Raw genomic sequence first — 21,434 nt, 5'->3', positions numbered from 1 at the left:
TGAAATAAACAATTAAGATCAACAGCAGATGAAAATCAAAAATTAAAAATAGAAATGTGAAGAATTTGGGGAATACCACATGATGAAACAAACCTGCTTAGGATTAGCTTTAGTTTTTACATTGTCAGGCACAACAGGCTGTTCAGTTGTCATGGCAAGCAAGCAGCCAAACAAGAAAAATACCGAAATGATTCAACAAGGGCTATCTCGTAACTTGGTGATTGCTGAATTTGGCGCACCAATCACCTCTGAATATAAAAATGGCAAACGTTATGAAATTTATACCTTTACCCAAGGTTATTCGACTGCCAGTAAAGTCGGACGTGCATTTTGGCATGGTGCTGCAGATGTGGCGACCGTGGGGTTATGGGAACTTTTAGGAACACCTACCGAATCCGTTTTTAATGGAAAGAAAATGTCCTATGAATTGATTTTTGATGAAAATGATCTGTTAGAACGTTATACCTATCTCACACAAGATGAAACCAAATAGTTGAATACAGAGATATTTTGATTGCATGCCGGTAAACAATTGCGCTAAGTTCAAATGGTAGAAAAATAAACGAATTATCCATTGGAATTTAGCAGGCATGATGCTACTTGAAGAAATATTTAAAAGTAAAAAGTCGGAACATAACGACCAATTTAATTTACGCATTCATCGAGGTTTAAGTTGGCTGAAAAAGTCGATTGATCTTCAAGATGACCTCGATTTGCAATTTATCAGTTTGTGGGTGTCCTTCAACGCAATATATGCGCAAGACTTACAGATTGCGCAGGACAAGCAAAGCTTAAGGCAGTTTTTATATGTGATTTGCCAAAAGGATGCAGAGCATAAAATCAATAATATTTTATGGGAGCGTTTTAGTCAGCCGATACGGTTGTTTTTGGATAATCTCTATGTTTATCAGGGTTTTTGGGATTATCAAAATCAAAAAATTAGCCATGACGCATGCAAAGAGGGCTTGGCGCATGAAAAACAGAAAGTACTACGCGCGCTTAAAGAAAAAGATTCCGTTGATATTTTAATGGTGCTGTTCAATCGCATGTATACGCTACACAATCAAATGGTTCATGGCGGCGCGACCTATAAAAGTTCGGTCAATCGGAAACAGCTTCAAGATGGCTGCACAATACTGTCGGCACTCTTACCGGTGTTTATGGTGATTCTTTTGGAAAATGCAGAAACCTTAAATTTAGGCAAACCCTTTTATCCTGTGGTGCAGGTCAGTTAATTTCAAAAACATAAAGCCACAGTAATGTGGCTTTAGAGTAATGATCCATACATTTCATTGTGGATATTTTAGTTGACGCGCAGTATAGAGTTGATCGATCAAGACAAAAAATCCAGCAACAATGACTAAGGCAATCCCTGTCATGCAGGTGGTGGTCCAGCCGCCATGATGCCATGCAAATACGCCCAAAGCTGAGCCACATGCACCACCGACAAAATAAAAAGTCATGTAAATTGAATTAATTCGAGATCGTGCAATCGGGTTGAGTTGGAAAATAATATTTTGATTACAGCTATGCACCATTGCCAAACCGAGGTTGATTAGACCATAGCCCAAAATATAAAAGGCGAGGGAGCTTCCACCCATATACAGCAGTCCCCAACTGAGGGCTAAGATGCTACAACCGAGCCAGGTTAATTTTCGGTTGAAACCCAAATCCGCCCAACGCCCAATCCATTGTGTTGATAGGGCACCAAACACACCAACTAACGTTACAACACCGACCCAAACATCTGCCAAATGAAAAGGTGGCTCAGTCAGTAACATGGCAATGGTGGAAAACAGCATACTCATCGCAGCAAAGACACAGCCCCCAATCAGAGATCGGAAAATTAACAGTGGCTCATGTTTGAGTAATGCGCCCATGGATTGGAAAACTTGGCTGTAGGGCATCCGTGTGATGCTGACCACAGGCAGACGCTTTTTAAGTAAGACGGCTAATACCAACATCAAGAGAGCACTGAGGATGTAAATCGATTTCCAATGAAACAGATAGGACAATAAGCCAGAGAGACTGGTCGATAACAGAATGCCGACCAATAACCCACTCATTAAAAAGCCAACAACTGCCCCAATTTTTTCAGGTCGAATCGCAACCGTGACCAAAGGGATGAGGACCTGAGCAGCCACTGAAAATAGCCCGGTGATAATGGTTCCTGCCCAAAGCATGTATAGATTGGTTGAAAAAGCACAGAGGGCTAAACCGACAGTTGCACCAAGCATGAGCAGAGGAATAAATTTGGCTTTATTCACAATATCGCCAATCGGCACAATAAACAGTAGACCCAAAGCATAAGAAATTTGCGCAAAGGTGACGGTTAGCGCCACCTCTGATTGTGGAATTTGAAAGCTTTGTTGGATAGAAGCGACTAAAGGTTGGCAATAATAATTGGCACCCGCACATAAACCACATGCAGCAGCCATAAGCCACAACAAAGTTTTATCATGGCTAATGTCGATCGAGGCTTTCATAAATTTTCCAGATTTTGGGCGGAAGCGTATGCAAAGAATTTGCTGCCACGCTGTTGTGGTCACTATAAGGAAAATCAAACAGGTCTTAAAGTGTTTCTCTGTGAATAGTATCCAAGTAGGGGTTTAGGATTTCTTACTGAGACTGATCATCAAGACACCCAGCATATTCAGACCGCAACCGACCCATTGCCATAGGTTTAAATGTTCATTCAACAACGCGACAGCCAGTAAAATCGTTAAAATGGGCCCGATAGAGGCAATCATAGCCGATTGTGCAGCCCCAAGTCGGACGATACTTTGCATCATCAAAATGGTTGGAAGTACGGTAACCAATAGTCCGAGCGCTAAACCATACAGCCAGACATGACTCGGGAGTTGTTGAAGCAAAGCAATGGGCTGCGATGTTGCAAATAGAAAATGAATAATCGTCCCAACGCAGGCAATGCTCAGGGCTAGACCGGTAAAGTGTAAAGAACCAAACTTTTGCATGAGGCCAGGCGTGAGCAATAAGTAAATTGCAAATAGCACGGCGCTGGCAAAAACCAAACTACATCCGAGCCAAAAGTACTGATCATGTGGTGTGGCATTTTGTTCTTGTAGCATCACTAAAACTGTCCCGCCATAACTTAAAATCAGGGCAAGAATGGTTTTAAAACTTAGTGGCTTTTTGAATAAAACAGCGGAAGCCAGCACGGTTAATGTGGGATATAGGAAAAGTATAATTCGTTCAAGCGAAGCACTGATATACATCAAGCCACGGAAGTCGAGCCAGCTCGAAAAGTAATAGCCGATTAATCCTGAAATGAGTAAGAGCACCCAATCTTTTCGTTGAATCGTTTGATAAGAACGTCGACTCAGCCATGCAATGACCAAGAAAAACGGCAATGCACTCATCATGCGTAAAGCCATGAGGACTGTGGCATCGACAAGAGGAGAAAGTGCATAGGCTTGCTTAATAAAAATTGCTTTGGTACTAAACAAGAAGGCAGCAATCAGCGCAAAAATTGCACCGATGAAGTGCGGACTAAGGTTTCTTGACATAAGTTAAGGTGTGCCTAATAACGACTGAACGAATTCGACAGCATTGTTCCGATAAATTTGAACTGTCATTTTGATTATAAAAAATGCATCGTGTGAGTAAAAATGCAAAAAAAGAATAGTACTTATTCCTTTATGCATAAGGGATTGCTAGATCAAACATGAAAAACAGCGGAAGAAATGACCAATTTGGTTTTGACTTTTTTAATATCAACATGACTCGGGAGGTCAAATATATCAGGCTGAAACATTTAAGGTGAAAATTGCACATAAATGGTGCAATAGTGTTTTTTTGGGATAGAAAGTCAGTAGCGATATCATGATGCTAAATATTCAAAAAATTATTTTTTTAGCTAAAAACGTCAATTCTAAGTTAAGGCGAAGCATCAGGTGGGGAGAGCAAGATCTCAATAAACCCGAAACGTGCGCAAAAATCCATCGGATATTCAAGCTGACCGATTTGACGAGACTGTGGCAGAAAAAAGTCAGTTTTCAATGCAGGTCAGCACGTCAAAACTGTCAAATGAGTCAACGAGCTGATGCAGTCTGCATGAAAGAGTGGCTTTACCTGACTTAAGTCGATTTTTCACGACACGTTCAGGTCATTAGTTGTCGAATGAAAATGTCACAATGATCAACGCACTGAAACAATCAGCACTAAAATCAGCGAAATTATTTATGTTTTTGGTCTTAAGTAATATTAAAAAGTTATAAATAGGATAAAAATGAGTAATAAATCGACAAATAAAACTGAATAAATGAAATATCGCACTATTCTTTTCATGAATCATGAGTTCAAAATATGGGTATTTATTAAATAAATATTGGGTAGTATTTTAAAAAAGTTCAATTAGAATCCAAAAATTGTACAAAAACACATCCTGAGGGGAGACATCGCGGATTGCGATGTTTACTTAAGAAAAATTAGCTTGAGGAACGCTCATGCAGATCGGAATTCCAGCCGAAACTGTTGTCGGTGAAAATCGCGTCGCTGCGACGCCTGAAACAGTAAAGAAGTTGATCAGCGCTGGTCATAGCGTCGTTATTGAACGTGGAGCAGGGGTAAACGCTGCTTACATCGATAGTGCCTATGAACAAGTTGGTGCCAAAATTACGGATGATGCCTATACCGGTAGTCAAATGATTTTGAAAGTTCGTGCGCCTAAAGGTGACGAAATTCAAAAACTCACAGCGGGTACCACCGTTGTGGGGATGTTTGACCCTTACCGCAACACCGAACTTGACCAATTTGCGTCACAAAACGTGTCTGCATTTGCATTGGAACTTTTGCCACGAACCCTTTCTCGTGCGCAAAACATGGACGTACTTTCATCTCAAGCCAACCTTTCAGGTTATAAATCTGTGCTTTTGGCTGCGGCTGAATATCAACGTATGTTCCCAATGCTGATGACAGCAGCAGGTACAGTAAAACCTGCACGTGTTGTGATCATGGGCGTAGGTGTTGCAGGATTACAAGCCATTGCAACAGCGAAACGTTTAGGTGCCGTAGTTGAAGCAACTGACTTACGTCCTACAGCACGTGACCAAGTTGAATCTTTGGGTGGTAAATGGTTAGACGTACCAATGTCACCAGAAGAGCAACAAAAAGCAGCTGATGCTGCGAAAAATGGTTATGGCTGGATGCCGGGTGAAGACTACATTCGCGACCAAGCGATTATTGTTGATAAAGCCGTATCGAATGCTGACATCGTGATTACGACTGCATTATTGCCGGGTCGTGACGCACCACGTTTAATCAAAGCAGAAACTGTTGCCAAAATGAAACCAGGCTCAATCATTTTAGATATGGCGGTTGAAACAGGCGGGAACGTTGAAGGTTCTGTCTGCGGCGAAAATGTTGTGACTGCAAATGGTGTGAAAATTCTTGGTATTCCAAATATTCCTTCAACAGTTTCGACTGAAGCGTCGGCACTGTACGCACGTAACGTTTTGAATTTCATTGAAACCCTGTTTGATAGCGAAAAGAACTTCGCAATTAACCCTGAAGAAGAAATTCAAAAAGCACTACTTGTCACTCATGGCGGCCAAGTGCTGCTGAAACGTGGTTAAGGAGAATCATCATGGTTGAAACGATTACTATTTTTGTCTTGGCAATCTTTGTTGGTTACTACGTGGTTTGGGGGGTAACACCTGCGCTACACACACCATTAATGGCTGTAACCAATGCTTTGTCATCGATCATTATCGTTGGTGCGATGATTCAAACCGTTGGTATCCCAGGTATTGTGGATGCAAGCGTACAGTTCCAAAGCATTAACGTAGTGAGTATTTTAGGTGCAATTGCCGTTTTCCTTGCAAGTATCAACATTTTTGGTGGCTTTGCAGTGACTGCACGTATGCTTGAAATGTTCAAACCTAAGCAAAAGAAAAAAGAGGGTTAATCCATGGAATTCATTAAAGAATATGCGGATTGGTTCTATTTGATTGGTGCCGTTCTTTTTATCTTAACGTTGCGCGGTTTGTCTGGTCCAAAAACTGCGATTCAGGGTAACCGTTACGGCATGATCGCAATGGCGATTGCTGTAATCACCACATTCTTTGTCGCAGATCATCCCGTGATTTGGATGATTGTGGGTGCAATGGTGTTGGGTGCAGTCGTTGGTATTGCACGTGCAAAAACAGTTCCGATGACGCAAATGCCTGAAACTGTGGCACTGATGCACTCATTGGTCGGTTTGGCTGCGGTACTGATTGCGATCGCTGCGATTCTACACAACAACCTATTGACTGCGGCATTCGCGGAGAATGAAGCGGTATTAACAGCAGCGGGTGTAGAACATGCCCACATGAGCAAAGTTCATTTATTTGAATTGTTTGTAGGCTGTTTCGTTGGTGCGATTACATTCACAGCGTCGGTATTTGCTTACGGTAAATTGGCTGCGAAGAAATGGGCAAAAACCATTTCAGGTGGATGGGTAAAACCTGTTCAAGCCTTAATTTTCCTTGCGATGTTGGCGTGTGGTATCTACTTCTTTACCACAGGCAACATGAACGCATTCTGGGCAATGACTGTTCTTGCACTTGCATTTGGTTGGGTATGGATTGCACCTGTAGGCGGTGGTGATATGCCAGTGGTGGTATCGCTACTGAACTCATTCTCAGGCTGGGCTGCAGCAGGGATTGGTTTCACGCTTGAAAACAACATGCTGATTGTTGCAGGTTCACTGGTTGGTTCATCGGGTGCAATTCTGTCTTACATCATGTGTAAAGCCATGAACCGTTCAATCATCAACGTTTTGTTTGGTGGTGCAATGGGTGGTACAGCAGTAGCGGCGACAGATAATGGTGAAAAAGCACAGCGTAATCACCGTTCAGGTTCTGCAGACGATGCTGGCTTCTTGATGTCAAATGCGGACAGCGTGGTGATCGTACCGGGTTATGGTATGGCGCAAGGTCGTGCACAAAATGCCGTGAAGGAATTGTGTGAAATCTTAAAAGAGCAAGGTGTAAAAGTTCGTTTTGCGATTCACCCTGTGGCAGGTCGTATGCCGGGCCACATGAACGTACTTTTAGCTGAAGCTGACGTTGCATATGAAGACATTCTTGAAATGGACGAGATCAACTCAGACTTCCCAGCAACAGATGTAGTACTGGTGATTGGTGCGAATGACGTTGTGAACCCAGCGGCAAAAGACGATCCAAGTTCTCCAATTTACGGCATGCCAATCCTTGAAGCACATAAAGCACGTACCATTATGGTGATCAAACGCTCTATGGCTACAGGTTACGCAGGTCTAGATAATGACTTGTTCTATAACGATAAAACGATGATGATCTTCGGTGATGCGAAGAAAGTTGTGGAAGATATGACAAAAGCCATTAATGGCGGTGGTCATTAATCCATATTGCCAAAGTCCCGCTGTGATAAAGCGGGATTGAGGAAGATTTAAACCACCTTCGGGTGGTTTTTTGTTTTCTTCGCTTTTATTTTCTTGGCTTTTGATTAATGAATGCTTCACACTAAAAGTGCACAAATATTTAGCGCATCAGGTGCTTGAATCAAATTGATGCGTGTTTTGAAACCAAGGTACAGATCGATGAGCTGTTTTGTTCCATTAAATTCGATCTCAGTGATTCAAAATATTGTCGCGAACTGGTTTTGTGACGCAATGCATTGAAAAATAATTAATTGTCTGAAATTTGGTATTCTTTTTGCACAGCATGGTTATTCTTGGGGGAATAATCATGAAAAAAACATACTTGATGGCACTGTTTCTGAGTGTCCTGACATCGACTGCATGGGCAGTTGACCCGCAAATCGCCAGTAATATTCAAGAAATTCGTATCTCGCTCGACAGTATTTGGGTGGTAATGGGCGGTATCTTGGTGTTCTTTATGCAAGCCGGATTTGCCATGATCGAAAGTGGTTCAGTTCGCAGTAAAAATACCGTGAATGTACTCATGAAAAACTACATGGATGCCTGCTTGGGTGGTCTGGTGTTTTGGTTGGTGGGTTTTGGTCTGATGTTTGGGGTCAATACCACGGGCTGGTTTGGCTTCAGTTATTTTGCACCCGATCAACTGGATGATTGGCACTGGAACCTTCTATTTTTCCAAATGATGTTTGCTGCAACGGCAACCACTATTGCCAGTGGTGCAATGGCGGAGCGGATTCATTTTGTGGCTTATGTGGTGAGTGCGGCCGTTGTGTCAGGTCTGATTTATCCTGTCTTCGGTAGTTGGGCATGGGGCAGTTTATTTGGCGGAGACGGTTGGTTAAAAGCACTCGGGTTTATCGACTTTGCAGGTTCGACCGTGGTGCATTCTATGGGCGGCTGGGTGGCTTTAGCTGGCATCATCGTACTGGGCCCACGTTTGGGACGATTTAGACGCAATGGGCAAAGCCATTATTTACCGGGGCATAACTTACCTTTAGTGGCATTAGGTGGTTTTATTTTATGGTTAGCATGGTTTGGTTTTAATGCAGGCTCGACCATTAATGCCAATGTCAGCGTAGGACGTATTGCTTTAAATACGCATCTTGCTGCGTGTGCGGCAGCGGTTGCATATATGTTGCTCTGCCTCATTCGATCTAAAGCGATTTTGATCCGCAGTACGATCAATGCCTCACTGGGTGGCTTGGTTGCCATTACGGCAGGCTGTGCAACGATGTCTCCACTGTATGCGGTCATCACCGGTTTATGTGCAGGTGTCATGGTGACCTTCCTGCCAATGCTCATGGAAAAAATGAAACTGGATGATGTGGTGGATGCGGTGACGGTACATGGTTTCTGTGGCGCATGGGGAACATTGGCGGCAGGGATATTCCTTGAAAATAATATGTTTAATGGCGATGTCATCGCGATACAAGGGCTTGGGGTGATTGCAGCCTTTTTATGGGGTTTTGGCGTTGCGTTCATTGTATTTAAGGTCTTGGACAAATTGTTGGGTGGCTTACGGGTGAGTAAGCAACATGAACAACGGGGTTTGGACTATACCGAACATGCTGAATTGTCTTATCCCGAGTTTCAAAAAGATGTGACTTTTGAAACGGATGATATGACCAAGCGTCATTAACAGGAGTAAAGCAATGAGCACCGAACTGTTGAATTTGGCACAACGCCGCGAAGCTTTAGAAAAAGGCTTACAACAATTTATTCATGGGACGTTACTCGACAGTGCGCTACGGCACTGGGAGCAGCAGTACAGCATGAAACCGTCATTTGTCTTGAATCGCTTCTTAAATGATATCTGTACCACAGAGGAGCTTCGCTTTTATCGTAAAGATATGCTGAAGCAAGTTTTGTATGAGTTATCTACTTTAGAAAAGCAGGAACTGTTAAGGGTTGAAAAACCGCAGGAGCAGGTGCAAGAAGACGAGCTCATTGCAGAGACCATTAGCGAGGCCTTTTTAGGCTTTATCGAGTCAGTCATGCTGACGGTGAAATCTACAGATCAGGCTGATTTCACCCAAGATGTGATTGAGCAATTAGAAGAAATCGGGCTGGCAATTGCGGCAAATGCACATATTAATTCAGCGAATTTTGTCGAGTTTTTGCCCTTGACTAGTTATGCCAAAGTTTTAACGAGCATTTATGAAGTGTATTGTGACTTTTATGGCCCGATGCGTGCAGACCAAGTTTATGCACAAACCAAGCTGAAAATTAAAGCCAATTATCCTGAGGTGGATTTACATCAACTGCTTTAGTGCAGTGGTAAAACACCATGAAGCTGATCGTTCGTGGTGTATAAAATCAAGGGATAAAAAAAGCGACCTAATTAGGTCGCTTTTTTCTGGAAGCTTAAGCTACAGTTTCTGGAGCTGTACGCCATAAGCTTTCTAAATCATAGAATTTACGTGCTGTAGGTAACATCACATGTACCACTACAAAACCGAGATCAATCAGGATCCATTCTGCATCACGTTCACCTTCAACGCCAATCGGGCGGAATCCAGCTTTACGTGCTTCTTCTGCCACGTTGTCTGCAAGAGACTTAATGTGACGAGTTGAAGTACCGCTCGCAATTACAATCGCATCTGCGACATTGCTGATTGCTTTGATATCAAGTTCAACAATATCTTTGGCTTTTACATCTTCAAGTGCTTCACGTACAACAGCTAAACAAGCTTGTACATCTTTGATATTTGCGAGATCGTGAGAATTAGAAGCGCTGGGCGATGGTTCTAAATTCATAGAGGGTATGATTTCCTGACAATTTTACATGTTCTAATATAGCGGTTTTGTTGATGAATTTCAAATCAACACGTCATTGACCATTGGCTAAATGAGGGAAGTATTTGTCTTTCCACGCAAAAGAATGTGATGAGTTGCTTCGTGGTCGGTATTCAGCCGCGATGTAACCTGTATATTGGCTTTGATCTAACCATTTAAAAATCTCAGCAAATGGAATCTGCGCTGAGTCAGGTTCATGTCGCCCCGGACAGTCAGCAAACTGTATGTGACCGATATCCTGAATATTTTCTGCCAAAGTACTGAGAATATCTTCACCCATCATCGCCATGTGGTAGCAGTCATATTGCATCTTCAAAGTAGAGTGTTGTACAGCTTCAAGCATTTCCTGAGCTTGGGCAATATTTTGCACCAAAAAGCGCGGCATATCAGTGCCATTAATCATTTCAAATACCGGTTGAATATGATGTTCAGACAACATGTGGCACGCCAGTTTGAGGTTGCTCGACAAGGTATTTAAACATGGGAGCAGGTCAGCATCTTGTGGCTGTTTGCCGGCTAAAATATTGACACTTGGTACATTTAACGCAGTGGCATAGCGAATGCATTGTTCTAAGGCTTGATGAAATTGATTTTCACGCCCCGGAACTCCCGCAAGACCATCACCACCTTGCATCAAATCACCCGCAGGGACATTGATTAAACACAGGCTTAAATCATTGATGGTGAGTTGGGTTTGGATTTGCTCAATACTCAGCTCATACGGAAACTGAATTTCTACATGCTTAAAACCGTGTTCACGAGCCAAAGCAAAACGCTCTAACAACGGCACTTCGGTAAAAATCATGGATAAATTAACCGCGAGCTGTGTCATGTATATCGTCCTTGAAGCAATTCACTTCTAAAGTGGGAGTTGTTAGTTTTGTTCGACATGTTGAATGATGGTGGCTAAATCTTTTTCTGCAAAACCATTGTCCTGATGGGCTTTGAGTTGCGATAAAGCAAGGCTGGCAACAGGGATGCTTAATTCAAACTGGGCAGCCAGTTGGACTGCATTATTCAGGTCTTTAGATAAAGTTTGAACTTTCCATTGCACAGGCTCGAACTGATGCGTTGCCATGCGTGGGGTTAAAATCTGAAAAGGCTTTGAATCTGCAAAACCACCAGCAAGTGCTGGTGCTAATAAAGAGGTGTCTACACCTGATTTCTCGGCCAGTGCGACAGCTTCTGCGATTAACGTGCTATTGGCAGCGACGATTAGCTGATTACAAATTTTGGTGGCTTGACCTGTACCTGAGTCGCCCATGCGAGTAACACGTTGAGATAAAACATTGTAGATCAGACTCAAATCTTGAATCGTTTGAGCATCACCACCGGCAAAGATGACCAAGGTGCCTTGTTCAGCACCTGCTGTGCCCCCCGAAACAGGAGAGTCAATCCAAGTGACTTGTTTCAACTTTGCAGCATGAGCCAATTGATGGGTTTGATTCACAGAAAGACTCGAAAAATCGACAATAATTTGTCCTGCCGCTAAATGATTTTCGATGCTTGCATACACCGCGGCAACAGCAGCATCATCTGCGAGACAAGATAAAACCACAGGATAATGGGCAATCTTGTCCAATTGAAGCGCCGTCGCGCCAATCGCAACCAACTCATCACACGCAGCGGCAGTTCTGTTCCACACCGCAACTTCAAATCCTGCCTGAATGAGGCGCGTGGCCATGCGGCTACCCATCAGCCCCATACCTAGAAATGCAATTTTTGTATTACGATCAAACGCCATGTGCTGTACTCAATCTATCCTGTGTGACTATTTTACTTATATTGGCGTGGTAAAAACTGAACCTCTGGGTTCTTGTCTTTTTTACGTGCCAATTGGCTGTTTTTGCCGAGCAGTAATTTAAATTGCCAGATTTTTTCTAAGCGTAAAGACCGTTTTGGACTATGTTCCATGGCATCTAGCACTTGTTTTGCTGCTGCCAAAGCATCTGGAGAACGTTGTGATAATTCTTCGGCTAACTGCTGTGCCTGAAGCAAGGGCTGTTCATTTAAATGCGTCACTAAGCCAATATTCTTGGCATATTCTGCGTCAAAAATACGTGCTGTAAGGGTTAATTCCTTGGCTAAATCCAGTCCAATCACACCTTTCAGTGAGCGAGTTAAGCCCATGTCGGGTACTAAGCCCCAACGACTTTCCATAATCGACATTTGCGTTTTCGGGTGGGCAATACGGATATCGGCAGCCAAGGCAAGTTGCATGCCTGCACCAAAACAAAAGCCTTCAAGTGCGGCAATCACCGGCACAGGAAGTTGTTGCCAAATCAGAAAGGCTTTTTGAAATAAACTTTGACCGGGTTTTAATAGTTCCCATGCGGCGTAGGCACGATTTTTCGGATCATTGAGGTCAGCCAAATCAATGCCAGCACTAAATACATTGGCTTCACCCGTTAAAATGACACAGCGTAAGCTACGATCTTTTTTTAATTTTTCAGCAATGCTGACCAATTCTTTGAGCAATGCAAAGCTCATTGCATTACGTTTTTCTGGACGGTTTAAGTAAACCGTTGCAATGCCATTATTTTTTTCTACACGTAATAAAGCCATGGTAATTACTCTTGTTGTTTCTGCGCCCGAGCATAGCATGCACCCTGACAGGATACATGACAGTGCAGTCACAACAGAAGCTAGACGGCACTGACTTTAGTCGGACTGCGCTTAATTATTTTGTTTGGCTAAGATTTGTTGAGCTGCGTGTTCAACTTGCGCCATGACATTTTTTAACTCATCGAAACGGTTCAGGGTTTCTTGGACAAAAGCGTCATCCGCTTTACGGCGTTCCTTACGTAAGGTCGATACAAATTGCTCAAATTGACCTGAAACCTCTTGGAGGGTCGGAGCGCCCACATAGCGGGTTGCGCCATAAAGCCGATGTAGCACATGCTCTAATTGTGGAAAATCTTCATCTTCGATGAGCTGTGCCATTTCATGGATTTCTTGCTCAAAGCTATCGACGAGCATTTTCAGTAAATCGACTGCAAGATCTTCTTTATTCGCGGCCAACTGCAAGCTTTGCTGCCAATCTAAAATACTCGGCTCTAGGGCTTCAATCACCGAACTGCGCTCTAAAACCGGCACTTTCTTAAAGTTATCAGTAGTCCACTGGGTCAAGATTTGAATAATTTGATCCATTTGAATGGGCTTGGTGACATAGTCATCCATACCACTTTGCAGAAGCTTTTGTTTTTCATCAGAGAGCGCATGTGCCGTCAATGCAATAATTGGAAGGCGCTTATGATTTTCAAAAGTCGACTCAAGCGAACGAATGGCACGCGTGGTATCGACACCTGACATCACTGGCATTTGAATATCCATAAAGATGAGGTCAAAAGCCGTCAAACCTTGCTCTTGGCGAGCTTGAATGATTTCAATGGCTTCTTGTCCACTCAAAGCCTTGGTGGTTTTCACATTCAACTCAGAGAGCAGGGCTTCAAGCACAATCAGGTTTGGCAAATGGTCGTCGACAGCTAAAATGTGCAGACCTTGACCATTAAATTCTTCATGTTGCTCCTGATCAAACCAAGGCTCATTACTCAACAACTGAATCAGCGCTGTACGGCTGAGCGGTTGATGCAATGGACGTGCACGGTACTCGTTCAACATGTTTGGATCGAGCATCATTTGGTAGCCATAAACTGCTAAGTTACCGCTATAACGATGACGAATTTCTTTCAGTAAGGCTTCGGAGTCACCACTGTGATCGACGATCAACCAGGTATTTTCATTGGTTTTTAGCTGATTGAGTCGACTAAATAAATCAAGGATCGACTGCGTTTCAATATGTTCAACATCATAATTTTCTAAGTAATGACGCAGGACATTGGCGGTTGCTGGATGTGCTAAGTAGGAAACGACTTGTAGATTGCTAAATTGTGGATGCACAATTTCAATTTCTTCATCGACCACAAAGCGCGCAGTAAACCAGAAGGTTGAACCTTTTTCCGTTGGGGCACGTTCTTGGTTATCTTCAAAACCAATTTGTCCATGCATCAGGCTGACCAATTGTTTGGAGATGGCAAGGCCTAAACCTGTACCACCAAATTGGCGGGTCACAGATGCATCACCTTGCGAAAAGGATTCAAACAGTTTCTTACGGTCGGTACCGCTTAAGCCAATTCCACTGTCTTGGACACTAAAGTGCAGCAGACATTGACCGATGTCATCGTGCTCCATACGGACACGGACAATAATTTCACCATCTGGAGTGAATTTAATTGCATTTGAGATTAAGTTGGTCAAAATTTGCTTGAAGCGTAGGACATCACCAACCACAAATTTCGGCACATTGTCCGCATAGTAGAAGGTCATATCGATGTGTTTTTGTGCTGCCAATGGCGACAACATATCCATCACATCAAAGACGGCTTCTTCTAAGTCGAATTGCGCAGTTTCGAGTTCTAGTTTGCCTGCATCGATTTTCGAGAAATCAAGCACGTCATTAATTAAAGCCAATAAATGCGCAGAAGATTTACGAATCGTTTGTAGATATAAATTTTGTTCATTACTGAGGTTGCCTTGGCGCAGTAAAAGATGAATAAAGCCATCAATACTGTTCAGCGGTGTGCGCAGTTCATGGGAAATATTGGCCAAAAACACCGATTTTGATTGGTTGGCTTGAATTGCTTGGTCACGTGCTTGACGGTAGGTAATATTTTGCACTTCTAAAGTATCAAGCGTGCGTCTTAAGTCATCTTCCGTTTGTTCGGTATGTTCACGTAGCTCTAAGAAACTGAAATGTAAGCGTTTAACCACATTGGCTATATCACGCTGTAATAACCGGAGTTCTCCAGTACTGTTAATGATCATGTGCTGATCTAGAGTGTCGGCATTTAAACGTTGTAACTGCATGCGAATTTCGTACATTGGTGCGATCCAACGACGTGAATAAAAATTCAAACACAGCAAAAGTAATAAGAGCGTCAATAAACCCGTTGCAATCAACACGATTAACACGCGATAGCGGGCAATTTGCAGCGGTTGATTGTCCAGTTCAATGCTTAACCATGCTGGGGTCTGGGTTGAATCTGAAATTTTCAGGGCATAAATATGGTTACCCTGATGTGCAATCGGTCCAATAAAAGATGCTTTACTGTTTAAAGCAGGCCAAATATCTTGATCTTGAAAGCCAATGCTCAGGCGGTTGTTGCCTTTGAGATCTAAAATCGCGGCACGAATCAAATGTTTTTCGTTCAACATGCTTTGCATGGCATTACGAGCTTGATCAAACTGCCAAGGGTAATGATTCAGCAAATCAATCGCAGATTCTGACGTGGGTTGATAGCGTGTCAGAATCGCGACAGCCATTTGTTTTTGTTGTGCTTTGGCTGCATTGGAGGTTTCTGTTATTACCAACATCGCACCGACACAAGCCAAAATGGTGATCGGCACGAAAATAAGTGCAATCAACTGACCATAGGCATGATTTAAGTGTAGGCGTTTAAAAAGCTTTTTGTTGATATTTGACATGGTTTAAGCAGTTTATTCCTTATGCCCCGAATATTAGCATGGATTATTTAAAACTGATTGTGCTTTAATCACTTTCGCGAAAAAGCGAGGCAAATGGGTGCAGGCAAAGGCATTTTTTCATACAATAGGCGCACCTCGATATAGGTGTGAATAATGAGTAATACAACCCCTGATTTTCAAGCAGACGATTTTTTATTAGACCATTATGTCGGCAACACGCCGTTAGTGCGTTTACAGCGTCTGGCAAGTCATACTCAAGCAACAGTATTAGCCAAGTTAGAAGGCAATAACCCAGCGGGTTCGGTCAAAGATCGCCCTGCATATAACATGATTATGCAAGCGGAAAAGCGTGGTCAGATTAAACCGGGTGATACGTTGATTGAAGCGACGAGCGGAAACACAGGGATTGCTTTAGCTATGGTTGCAGCAATGCGTGGCTATAAAATGACCTTGATCATGCCTGCAAGTTCTAGCCAAGAGCGTAAAGATGCCATGCGTGCCTACGGCGCTGAACTGATCGAATCAGAAAACATGGAAGAAGCACGTGATCTTGCCCTTCAAATGGAAAAAGACGGCAAAGGTTTAGTCCTAAACCAGTTTGGTAACCCAGACAATGTGGAAGCACATTACCTTACTACTGGGCCTGAAATTTGGAAACAAACAGGCGGTAAAATTACACATTTCGTCAGCTCAATGGGAACCACTGGGACCATTATGGGGATTTCGAAATATTTAAAAGAACAAAATCCGGATATTCAAATTGTCGGTTTACAACCGTCTGAAGGCTCAAATATTGCTGGTATTCGCCGTTGGCCACAAGAATATCTTCCTACGATTTTTGACCCTTCACGTGTTGATCGCATTATGGATATTCCGCAAATTGAAGCGGAAAAAACGGCTCGTCGTTTAGCACGTACAGAAGGTATCAGTGCAGGTACATCATCGGGTGGTGCGGTATGGGCTTCAGTTAAATTGGCTGAAGAAAATCCGGATGCCGTGATTGTTTGCATCGTATGTGACCGTGGTGACCGCTACTTGTCTACTGGTCTATTCTCTGTTGTTGATCCTGAATAATTACAGTGGCCGATCGGCACTGGTGAGTACTTATGCGTTTACCTGTTTTAATTTTTGATATCGAAACACTGACAGATTTGAAGTCAGGTGCGCATTTGTATGGACTGGATCTGCCTGAGGTGGATCTAGATGCTGCGCTGACTAAACTGCGTCGCCAAGAGGCGGGCACGGATTTTCAGCGTTTGGCCTTGCATGAAATTGTCTGTATCTCTGGACTATGGATTGATGAAAAGGGCATGAAGTTGTTTTCATTTAGCCGTGAAGACAATAGCGAAGCTGAAATTTTAAAAAAATTCGTTTCTATTTTTGAAAAGCGTCATCCGACCTTGGTTAGTTGGAACGGTTCGCAGTTTGATTTGCCTGTAATTTTGTTCCGTGCCATGTATCACGGACTATCTGCACCAAGTTTGTTCGATCAGGGCGAGATTGATACGCAAAAGCGCTATAATAACTACCAGAATCGTTATCATCATCGTCATGTAGATTTGATGGATGTCATGGCCATGTTCCATGGTCGTCATTTTCAAAAACTTGATGATGCAGCACATTTACTTGGTTTCCCCGGTAAACGTGGTGATGGTGGCTACCATGTGCCTGAATATGTACGTGAACAACAGTGGACAGAACTGACCAGCTACTGTGAAGGCGATGTGCTCAATACATGGTTGATTTATTTACGCTGGCTGTTGCTGAAAGGACAGTTATTGTTAAATGATCATCAGCACTTGATTCAAAGTACGATTCAATATTTACAAACTCAGCCGCAACACGCTGACTTTTTATTGGTATGGCAGCAAACCTCGCAACGTACCGAATTCACCCAATCTGATTTCCCATCTTCCACACATTAGGTACGCATGAAACACAAAGCCAAACCCCAAAAAGCCCAACAACCCATTTATACATTTCAGGTTGAATCGCTTTCACATGAGGGGCGAGGCATAGCGCACTTTGGGACGCATCCAGATCATCCTGCAGAAAAACACGGTAAGAAAGTCTTTATCCGTTATGCCTTGCCGGGTGAAACAGTGCGTACGCGTATTACCAATGTCGTTAAGCGTCTTGAAGAAGCAGACAGTCTGGAATTGCTGAGTGAAGAGTCGTCTCTACGGGTAAAACCAGCCTGTCCACATTATGGGGTCTGTGGTGGTTGTAGCATGCAGCATATTCATCCCGACGAGCAAATTCGTTTAAAACAAGACGTTTTACAATCACATTTGCAACATTTTGCAGGGATACAACCTGATCAATGGTTAGCTCCGTTACGTTCATTGCGTGAAGATTACCGTCGCAAAGCGCGTATCGGTGTGCGTTACCTACCTGCAAAAGATAAGCTCGTGGTCGGCTTTCGTGAGAGCCAGTCAAATAAACTGACTTCGATTGACCGTTGTATGGTGTTGGATCGTGAGTTTGGCTCAATCACCACACTCAAACAATTGTTACAAAGTTTGCAAGGTAAAGCAGATATTGGGCATATGGAACTGGCCATGGGAGATCAAGAAATTGCCCTCCTGATTCGTCATACGGCGGAACTTTGCGCGGAAGATGTCAACCAATTAGTAAAATTTGCGTTACATAAAGAGTGGCAACTGTACTTACAACCTGAAGGGCCAGACAGCTTACATCGTGTGGATCATCCCGATGCACCGATGCGTCTGCACTATGGTCTAAGTGACTTTGCTGTGGAATTTGGCTTTAATCCTCAGGACTTCACACAAGTGAATTCCACGATTAATCCGCAAATGGTGAAACTGGCATGTGAATTGCTTCAGTTACAACAAGGTGAGCGAGTTCTAGATCTGTTTTGTGGTTTAGGAAACTTTTCTTTACCACTTGCTCAATGTGTGGGTTCAACGGGTCAAGTCGTTGCAGTTGAAGGGAGTGAAGAAATGGTTCAGCGTGGTGCAGAAAATGCACAAAACAATGGCCTTTCGCAACTGAAATTTTATTCACAAGATTTAACAAAAGATTTTTCGCATCATTCTTGGGCAAAACAAGGATTTGATGCATTATTGATAGACCCACCACGATCTGGTGCAGAAGAAATAATGCGTTATGTGCCCAAATTTGGTGCAAAAAGAATCGTTTATGTGTCATGTAATCCTGCAACACTAGCACGCGATGCTGGAATGCTGGTACAACAAGGCTACCGTTTGAAAAAAGCGGGTGTCATGGACATGTTTACCCATACAGGGCATGTCGAATCGATTGCTTTGTTCGAAAAAGAAAATCAGATAAACGATTAAAAGTTATGAAGCGTAGAAAACTAGGAGTAGGGTATGGTCACAGTACGTGAACAATTACCTGGACGTCTCAATGAGCTGTCTCAGGAAACGACTGTAGAACATGCCGAGCAAGCACAGCATGATTTAGCTGAATGGCTAGAGCGTGTGAGTGGCATGTTTGACGGGGCTCCTCTAAAGCAACTCGAAGAAGTTGCACATCTGACCTTACAGAATGAACTTGAAACAACGGTCAACCATCGCTCAAATACCTTCTATACGGGTATTGAAATGGCGGATATTCTTGCTCATCTGTATGCGGATGAAGATACGTTATCAGCAGCCATGCTGTATCGAAGTGTTCGTGAAGGCGTAACCAGTTTAGAAGAAGTCCAAAGCAAATTTGGCGATCAAGTGCATGCTTTGGTCAAAGGCACGCTTGCCATGGGTAAGTTGTCTGATTTGATTGAGCAAAATAAACGTCTAGAAGATCATTTTAATAATAACCAACGTGAACATTTGACCGGCATTTATAAAATGCTGATTTCGGTGACCGAAGATGTTCGTGTTGTATTAATCAAACTTTCTGAACGTACCTATGCATTACGTGAGTTGGCGCACTCAACCAAAGAGCGACAAGAGCGTGTCGCACGAGAAATTTTAACTATTTACTCGCCGCTCGCGCACCGTTTAGGGATTGCACAGCTCAAGTGGGAGCTTGAAGATCTTGCTTTCCGTTATCTAGCACCTGAACGCTATAAAGAAATTGCCTCTTTACTGAATGAAAAACGTTTAGAGCGTGAGCAATATATTCAGTTCGTGACAGAAAAGTTGCGTAAAGAACTATTAGATCATGGCATTGAGGCCGAGATTAATGGTCGGGTGAAACACATTTATTCGATTTATCGAAAAATGAAGAGTAAGAACCTGAGCTTTGATCAGCTTTATGACATTCGAGCAGTTCGCGTTTTGGTGGATAATGTACCTGAGTGTTATCACACACTGGGGATCGTTCATCAGATTTGGCGTCATATTCCGCATCAGTTCGATGATTATATTACTAACCCGAAAGCCAATGGCTATCGCTCACTGCATACGGCCGTGATTGCAGAGAACAAATCTTTAGAAGTGCAAATTCGTACGCATAATATGCACGAAGAAGCTGAACTCGGGGTGTGTTCGCACTTTAACTATAAAGAAGGTTCTAAAACCACAGATTATTCATTTAATCATCGCTTACATTCTTTACGTGCAGTGCTTGAACATTATCAAGAACGAAATGATGCTAGCGCCCATAAAGAAGATGAGGCTTCTGAAAACTTCGAACAAATCCAAGAGTTTGAAGATTTTGAGAAAATCTATGTGTTCAGTCGTGATGGTGATATCAAAGAATTACCACGCGGTTCGACCGTGCTTGACTTTGCCTATCATGTGCATACTGAAGTGGGCAACAAATGCTATGCAGCACGGGTGAACCAACGTTATGTACCTTTAACCTATACCCTAAAAACTGGGGAACAGGTCGAGATTTTAACCAAGAAAGATCGTGAGCCTAACCGAGATTGGTTGGTAAACTCGCTGGGTTATATCAAGACGGCTCGTGCACGTGATAAGTTGCGTCATTGGTTCCGTCAGCAAGACCGTAGTAAAAACTTGGAAGTGGGACGTGAGATTCTTAATAAAGAATTGTCACGTTTGGCGATTCACCCGAAAAGTATCGATTTGAATGATTACTGCAATCATTTTAATGTGAAATTGGGTGAAGATATATTGATTGGCTTGGTGAGTGGTGACATTAGCTTGCATGCCTTAATCAATCAGGTTAACCGTCATATGCACCTCGATCAGGATGAGCCTGAACTGGTGTTAAAACCAACCTTGAACCCACGTGCAAGTCATACGCTTTCGGCGCATGGTATTTTGATTGATGGTTTGGACAATGTAGAACTACACATTGCTCAGTGTTGTCAGCCTGTGCATGGTGAATCGATTGCTGGTTATATCACCCTGAATCGTGGCGTAAGTATCCATAAGGTCGCATGTCCGGATTATATCCGTATGATTGGGCAAGAGCCTGAACGTGCGGTTGAAGCGGATTGGGAAATGCAGCCAACTCGTGGTCAAAGTGTGCAAATCGTGGTGGAAGCTTATGACCGTCGTGGTTTGCTTAAAGATCTGACTCAGGTGATTTTCTCAGACCAAATCAATATTCGTCAGGTGAATACGATTTCCGAAAGTGATGGTATTGCCAATATGAAACTGTTGATTGAAGTAAAGGGCTTGGCGCAGTTGTCGAAACTGTTGGCACGTCTAGAACAACAACCGGGCATTATCAGCGCACGTCGATTGGTACAAGGTAGCTAAAAATAAAGCTGTATAAAAAACCCGCTGCGTGCGGGTTTTTTATTATATTGGGGGAGAGAAATTATAAAATT

The 21,434-nt window shown here is 43.0% G+C and carries 18 protein-coding genes; 11 read left to right on the top strand and 7 right to left on the bottom strand.

The window, feature by feature from the left end; translation table 11 throughout:
* The first annotated feature begins 82 nt into the window (after positions 1 to 82).
* Together FTU29_RS11420 and FTU29_RS11415 are read left to right on the top strand one after the other, a co-directional pair.
* On the top strand, positions 83 to 493 hold the full coding sequence (locus tag FTU29_RS11420) for a hypothetical protein (RefSeq protein ID WP_180121951.1): 411 nt from the start codon (positions 83 to 85) through the stop codon (positions 491 to 493).
* 97 nt (positions 494 to 590) lie between these two features.
* Positions 591 to 1,235 carry a HEPN domain-containing protein gene (locus FTU29_RS11415; protein WP_180121927.1) on the top strand — a complete coding sequence of 215 codons (645 nt, stop codon included), beginning with the start codon at positions 591 to 593 and terminating at the stop codon, positions 1,233 to 1,235.
* A gap of 54 nt (positions 1,236 to 1,289) precedes the next feature.
* Here FTU29_RS11415 and FTU29_RS11410 read toward each other — a convergent pair whose 3' ends face one another.
* Positions 1,290 to 2,486: an MFS transporter gene (locus FTU29_RS11410; protein WP_180121925.1), complete on the bottom strand. Its 1,197-nt coding sequence runs from the start codon at positions 2,484 to 2,486 to the stop codon at positions 1,290 to 1,292.
* Positions 2,487 to 2,609: 123 nt separating this feature from the next.
* Positions 2,610 to 3,527, bottom strand: coding sequence for a DMT family transporter (locus FTU29_RS11405; RefSeq protein ID WP_180121923.1), 918 nt, complete (start codon positions 3,525 to 3,527; stop codon positions 2,610 to 2,612).
* Positions 3,528 to 4,466: 939 nt separating this feature from the next.
* On the opposite strand from FTU29_RS11405, the gene FTU29_RS11400 reads away from it, so the two are divergent.
* The 5 genes from FTU29_RS11400 (at position 4,467) to FTU29_RS11380 (ending at position 9,693) form a co-directional block, all read left to right on the top strand.
* Positions 4,467 to 5,594, top strand: a complete 1,128-nt coding sequence (locus FTU29_RS11400; RefSeq protein ID WP_111885447.1) for a Re/Si-specific NAD(P)(+) transhydrogenase subunit alpha — start codon at positions 4,467 to 4,469, stop codon at positions 5,592 to 5,594.
* Positions 5,595 to 5,605: 11 nt separating this feature from the next.
* Positions 5,606 to 5,926 (top strand): proton-translocating transhydrogenase family protein, encoded by a 321-nt coding sequence (locus FTU29_RS11395; protein ID WP_078191287.1) that lies wholly within the window; start codon positions 5,606 to 5,608, stop codon positions 5,924 to 5,926.
* Positions 5,927 to 5,929: 3 nt separating this feature from the next.
* Positions 5,930 to 7,384 (top strand): NAD(P)(+) transhydrogenase (Re/Si-specific) subunit beta, encoded by a 1,455-nt coding sequence (locus FTU29_RS11390; RefSeq protein WP_180121921.1) that lies wholly within the window; start codon positions 5,930 to 5,932, stop codon positions 7,382 to 7,384.
* 346 nt (positions 7,385 to 7,730) lie between these two features.
* A complete protein-coding gene (locus tag FTU29_RS11385) occupies positions 7,731 to 9,062 on the top strand; it encodes an ammonium transporter (protein WP_180121919.1) in 1,332 nt (443 codons plus the stop codon).
* A 13-nt stretch (positions 9,063 to 9,075) separates the two neighbouring features.
* Positions 9,076 to 9,693 carry a hypothetical protein gene (locus FTU29_RS11380; protein ID WP_180121917.1) on the top strand — a complete coding sequence of 206 codons (618 nt, stop codon included), beginning with the start codon at positions 9,076 to 9,078 and terminating at the stop codon, positions 9,691 to 9,693.
* Positions 9,694 to 9,787: 94 nt separating this feature from the next.
* Here the strand turns inward: FTU29_RS11380 and rsfS are convergent, their stop codons facing one another.
* From rsfS to FTU29_RS11355, 5 genes are all read right to left on the bottom strand, one after another.
* Positions 9,788 to 10,180, bottom strand: a complete 393-nt coding sequence (rsfS, locus tag FTU29_RS11375; protein WP_086178424.1) for a ribosome silencing factor — start codon at positions 10,178 to 10,180, stop codon at positions 9,788 to 9,790.
* A gap of 73 nt (positions 10,181 to 10,253) precedes the next feature.
* Entirely contained in the window at positions 10,254 to 11,051 is a 798-nt protein-coding gene (locus FTU29_RS11370) for a hydroxypyruvate isomerase family protein (RefSeq protein ID WP_078191282.1), read from the bottom strand.
* 42 nt (positions 11,052 to 11,093) lie between these two features.
* On the bottom strand, positions 11,094 to 11,963 hold the full coding sequence (locus FTU29_RS11365; protein WP_180121915.1) for an NAD(P)-dependent oxidoreductase: 870 nt from the start codon (positions 11,961 to 11,963) through the stop codon (positions 11,094 to 11,096).
* Between the two features lie 32 nt (positions 11,964 to 11,995).
* Positions 11,996 to 12,784, bottom strand: coding sequence for a crotonase/enoyl-CoA hydratase family protein (locus tag FTU29_RS11360; protein ID WP_180121913.1), 789 nt, complete (start codon positions 12,782 to 12,784; stop codon positions 11,996 to 11,998).
* Positions 12,785 to 12,895: 111 nt separating this feature from the next.
* Positions 12,896 to 15,703: an ATP-binding protein gene (locus tag FTU29_RS11355; protein ID WP_180085555.1), complete on the bottom strand. Its 2,808-nt coding sequence runs from the start codon at positions 15,701 to 15,703 to the stop codon at positions 12,896 to 12,898.
* Between the two features lie 153 nt (positions 15,704 to 15,856).
* Between FTU29_RS11355 and cysM the strand changes: the two genes are divergently transcribed.
* From cysM to FTU29_RS11335, 4 genes are read left to right on the top strand one after another with little or no spacing between them, the layout of a single operon-like run.
* Entirely contained in the window at positions 15,857 to 16,777 is a 921-nt protein-coding gene (cysM, locus tag FTU29_RS11350) for a cysteine synthase CysM (protein ID WP_078191278.1), read from the top strand.
* Positions 16,778 to 16,809: 32 nt separating this feature from the next.
* Positions 16,810 to 17,628, top strand: a complete 819-nt coding sequence (locus FTU29_RS11345; RefSeq protein ID WP_078194185.1) for a 3'-5' exonuclease — start codon at positions 16,810 to 16,812, stop codon at positions 17,626 to 17,628.
* 6 nt (positions 17,629 to 17,634) lie between these two features.
* Positions 17,635 to 19,023: a 23S rRNA (uracil(1939)-C(5))-methyltransferase RlmD gene (gene rlmD / locus FTU29_RS11340; protein WP_180121911.1), complete on the top strand. Its 1,389-nt coding sequence runs from the start codon at positions 17,635 to 17,637 to the stop codon at positions 19,021 to 19,023.
* A gap of 33 nt (positions 19,024 to 19,056) precedes the next feature.
* Positions 19,057 to 21,363 carry a bifunctional (p)ppGpp synthetase/guanosine-3',5'-bis(diphosphate) 3'-pyrophosphohydrolase gene (locus FTU29_RS11335; protein WP_078194183.1) on the top strand — a complete coding sequence of 769 codons (2,307 nt, stop codon included), beginning with the start codon at positions 19,057 to 19,059 and terminating at the stop codon, positions 21,361 to 21,363.
* Positions 21,364 to 21,434: the final 71 nt, after the last annotated feature.

The sequence above is a fragment of the Acinetobacter sp. YH12086 genome (assembly GCF_013419345.1).
GTDB lineage: Bacteria > Pseudomonadota > Gammaproteobacteria > Pseudomonadales > Moraxellaceae > Acinetobacter > Acinetobacter amyesii.
The sequence above is the reverse complement of the archived record's forward strand: the minus strand, read 5'-3'. Positions and strand labels throughout refer to the sequence as shown.

Coding starts and splice junctions, on each gene's coding strand:
- FTU29_RS11420 (WP_180121951.1), top strand. CDS start 83: ATGAAACAAACCTGCTTAGGATTAGCTTTAGTTTTTACATTGTCAGGC.
- FTU29_RS11415 (WP_180121927.1), top strand. CDS start 591: ATGATGCTACTTGAAGAAATATTTAAAAGTAAAAAGTCGGAACATAAC.
- FTU29_RS11410 (WP_180121925.1), bottom strand. CDS start 2,486: ATGAAAGCCTCGATCGACATTAGCCATGATAAAACTTTGTTGTGGCTT.
- FTU29_RS11405 (WP_180121923.1), bottom strand. CDS start 3,527: ATGTCAAGAAACCTTAGTCCGCACTTCATCGGTGCAATTTTTGCGCTG.
- FTU29_RS11400 (WP_111885447.1), top strand. CDS start 4,467: ATGCAGATCGGAATTCCAGCCGAAACTGTTGTCGGTGAAAATCGCGTC.
- FTU29_RS11395 (WP_078191287.1), top strand. CDS start 5,606: ATGGTTGAAACGATTACTATTTTTGTCTTGGCAATCTTTGTTGGTTAC.
- FTU29_RS11390 (WP_180121921.1), top strand. CDS start 5,930: ATGGAATTCATTAAAGAATATGCGGATTGGTTCTATTTGATTGGTGCC.
- FTU29_RS11385 (WP_180121919.1), top strand. CDS start 7,731: ATGAAAAAAACATACTTGATGGCACTGTTTCTGAGTGTCCTGACATCG.
- FTU29_RS11380 (WP_180121917.1), top strand. CDS start 9,076: ATGAGCACCGAACTGTTGAATTTGGCACAACGCCGCGAAGCTTTAGAA.
- rsfS (WP_086178424.1), bottom strand. CDS start 10,180: ATGAATTTAGAACCATCGCCCAGCGCTTCTAATTCTCACGATCTCGCA.
- FTU29_RS11370 (WP_078191282.1), bottom strand. CDS start 11,051: ATGACACAGCTCGCGGTTAATTTATCCATGATTTTTACCGAAGTGCCG.
- FTU29_RS11365 (WP_180121915.1), bottom strand. CDS start 11,963: ATGGCGTTTGATCGTAATACAAAAATTGCATTTCTAGGTATGGGGCTG.
- FTU29_RS11360 (WP_180121913.1), bottom strand. CDS start 12,784: ATGGCTTTATTACGTGTAGAAAAAAATAATGGCATTGCAACGGTTTAC.
- FTU29_RS11355 (WP_180085555.1), bottom strand. CDS start 15,703: ATGTCAAATATCAACAAAAAGCTTTTTAAACGCCTACACTTAAATCAT.
- cysM (WP_078191278.1), top strand. CDS start 15,857: ATGAGTAATACAACCCCTGATTTTCAAGCAGACGATTTTTTATTAGAC.
- FTU29_RS11345 (WP_078194185.1), top strand. CDS start 16,810: ATGCGTTTACCTGTTTTAATTTTTGATATCGAAACACTGACAGATTTG.
- rlmD (WP_180121911.1), top strand. CDS start 17,635: ATGAAACACAAAGCCAAACCCCAAAAAGCCCAACAACCCATTTATACA.
- FTU29_RS11335 (WP_078194183.1), top strand. CDS start 19,057: ATGGTCACAGTACGTGAACAATTACCTGGACGTCTCAATGAGCTGTCT.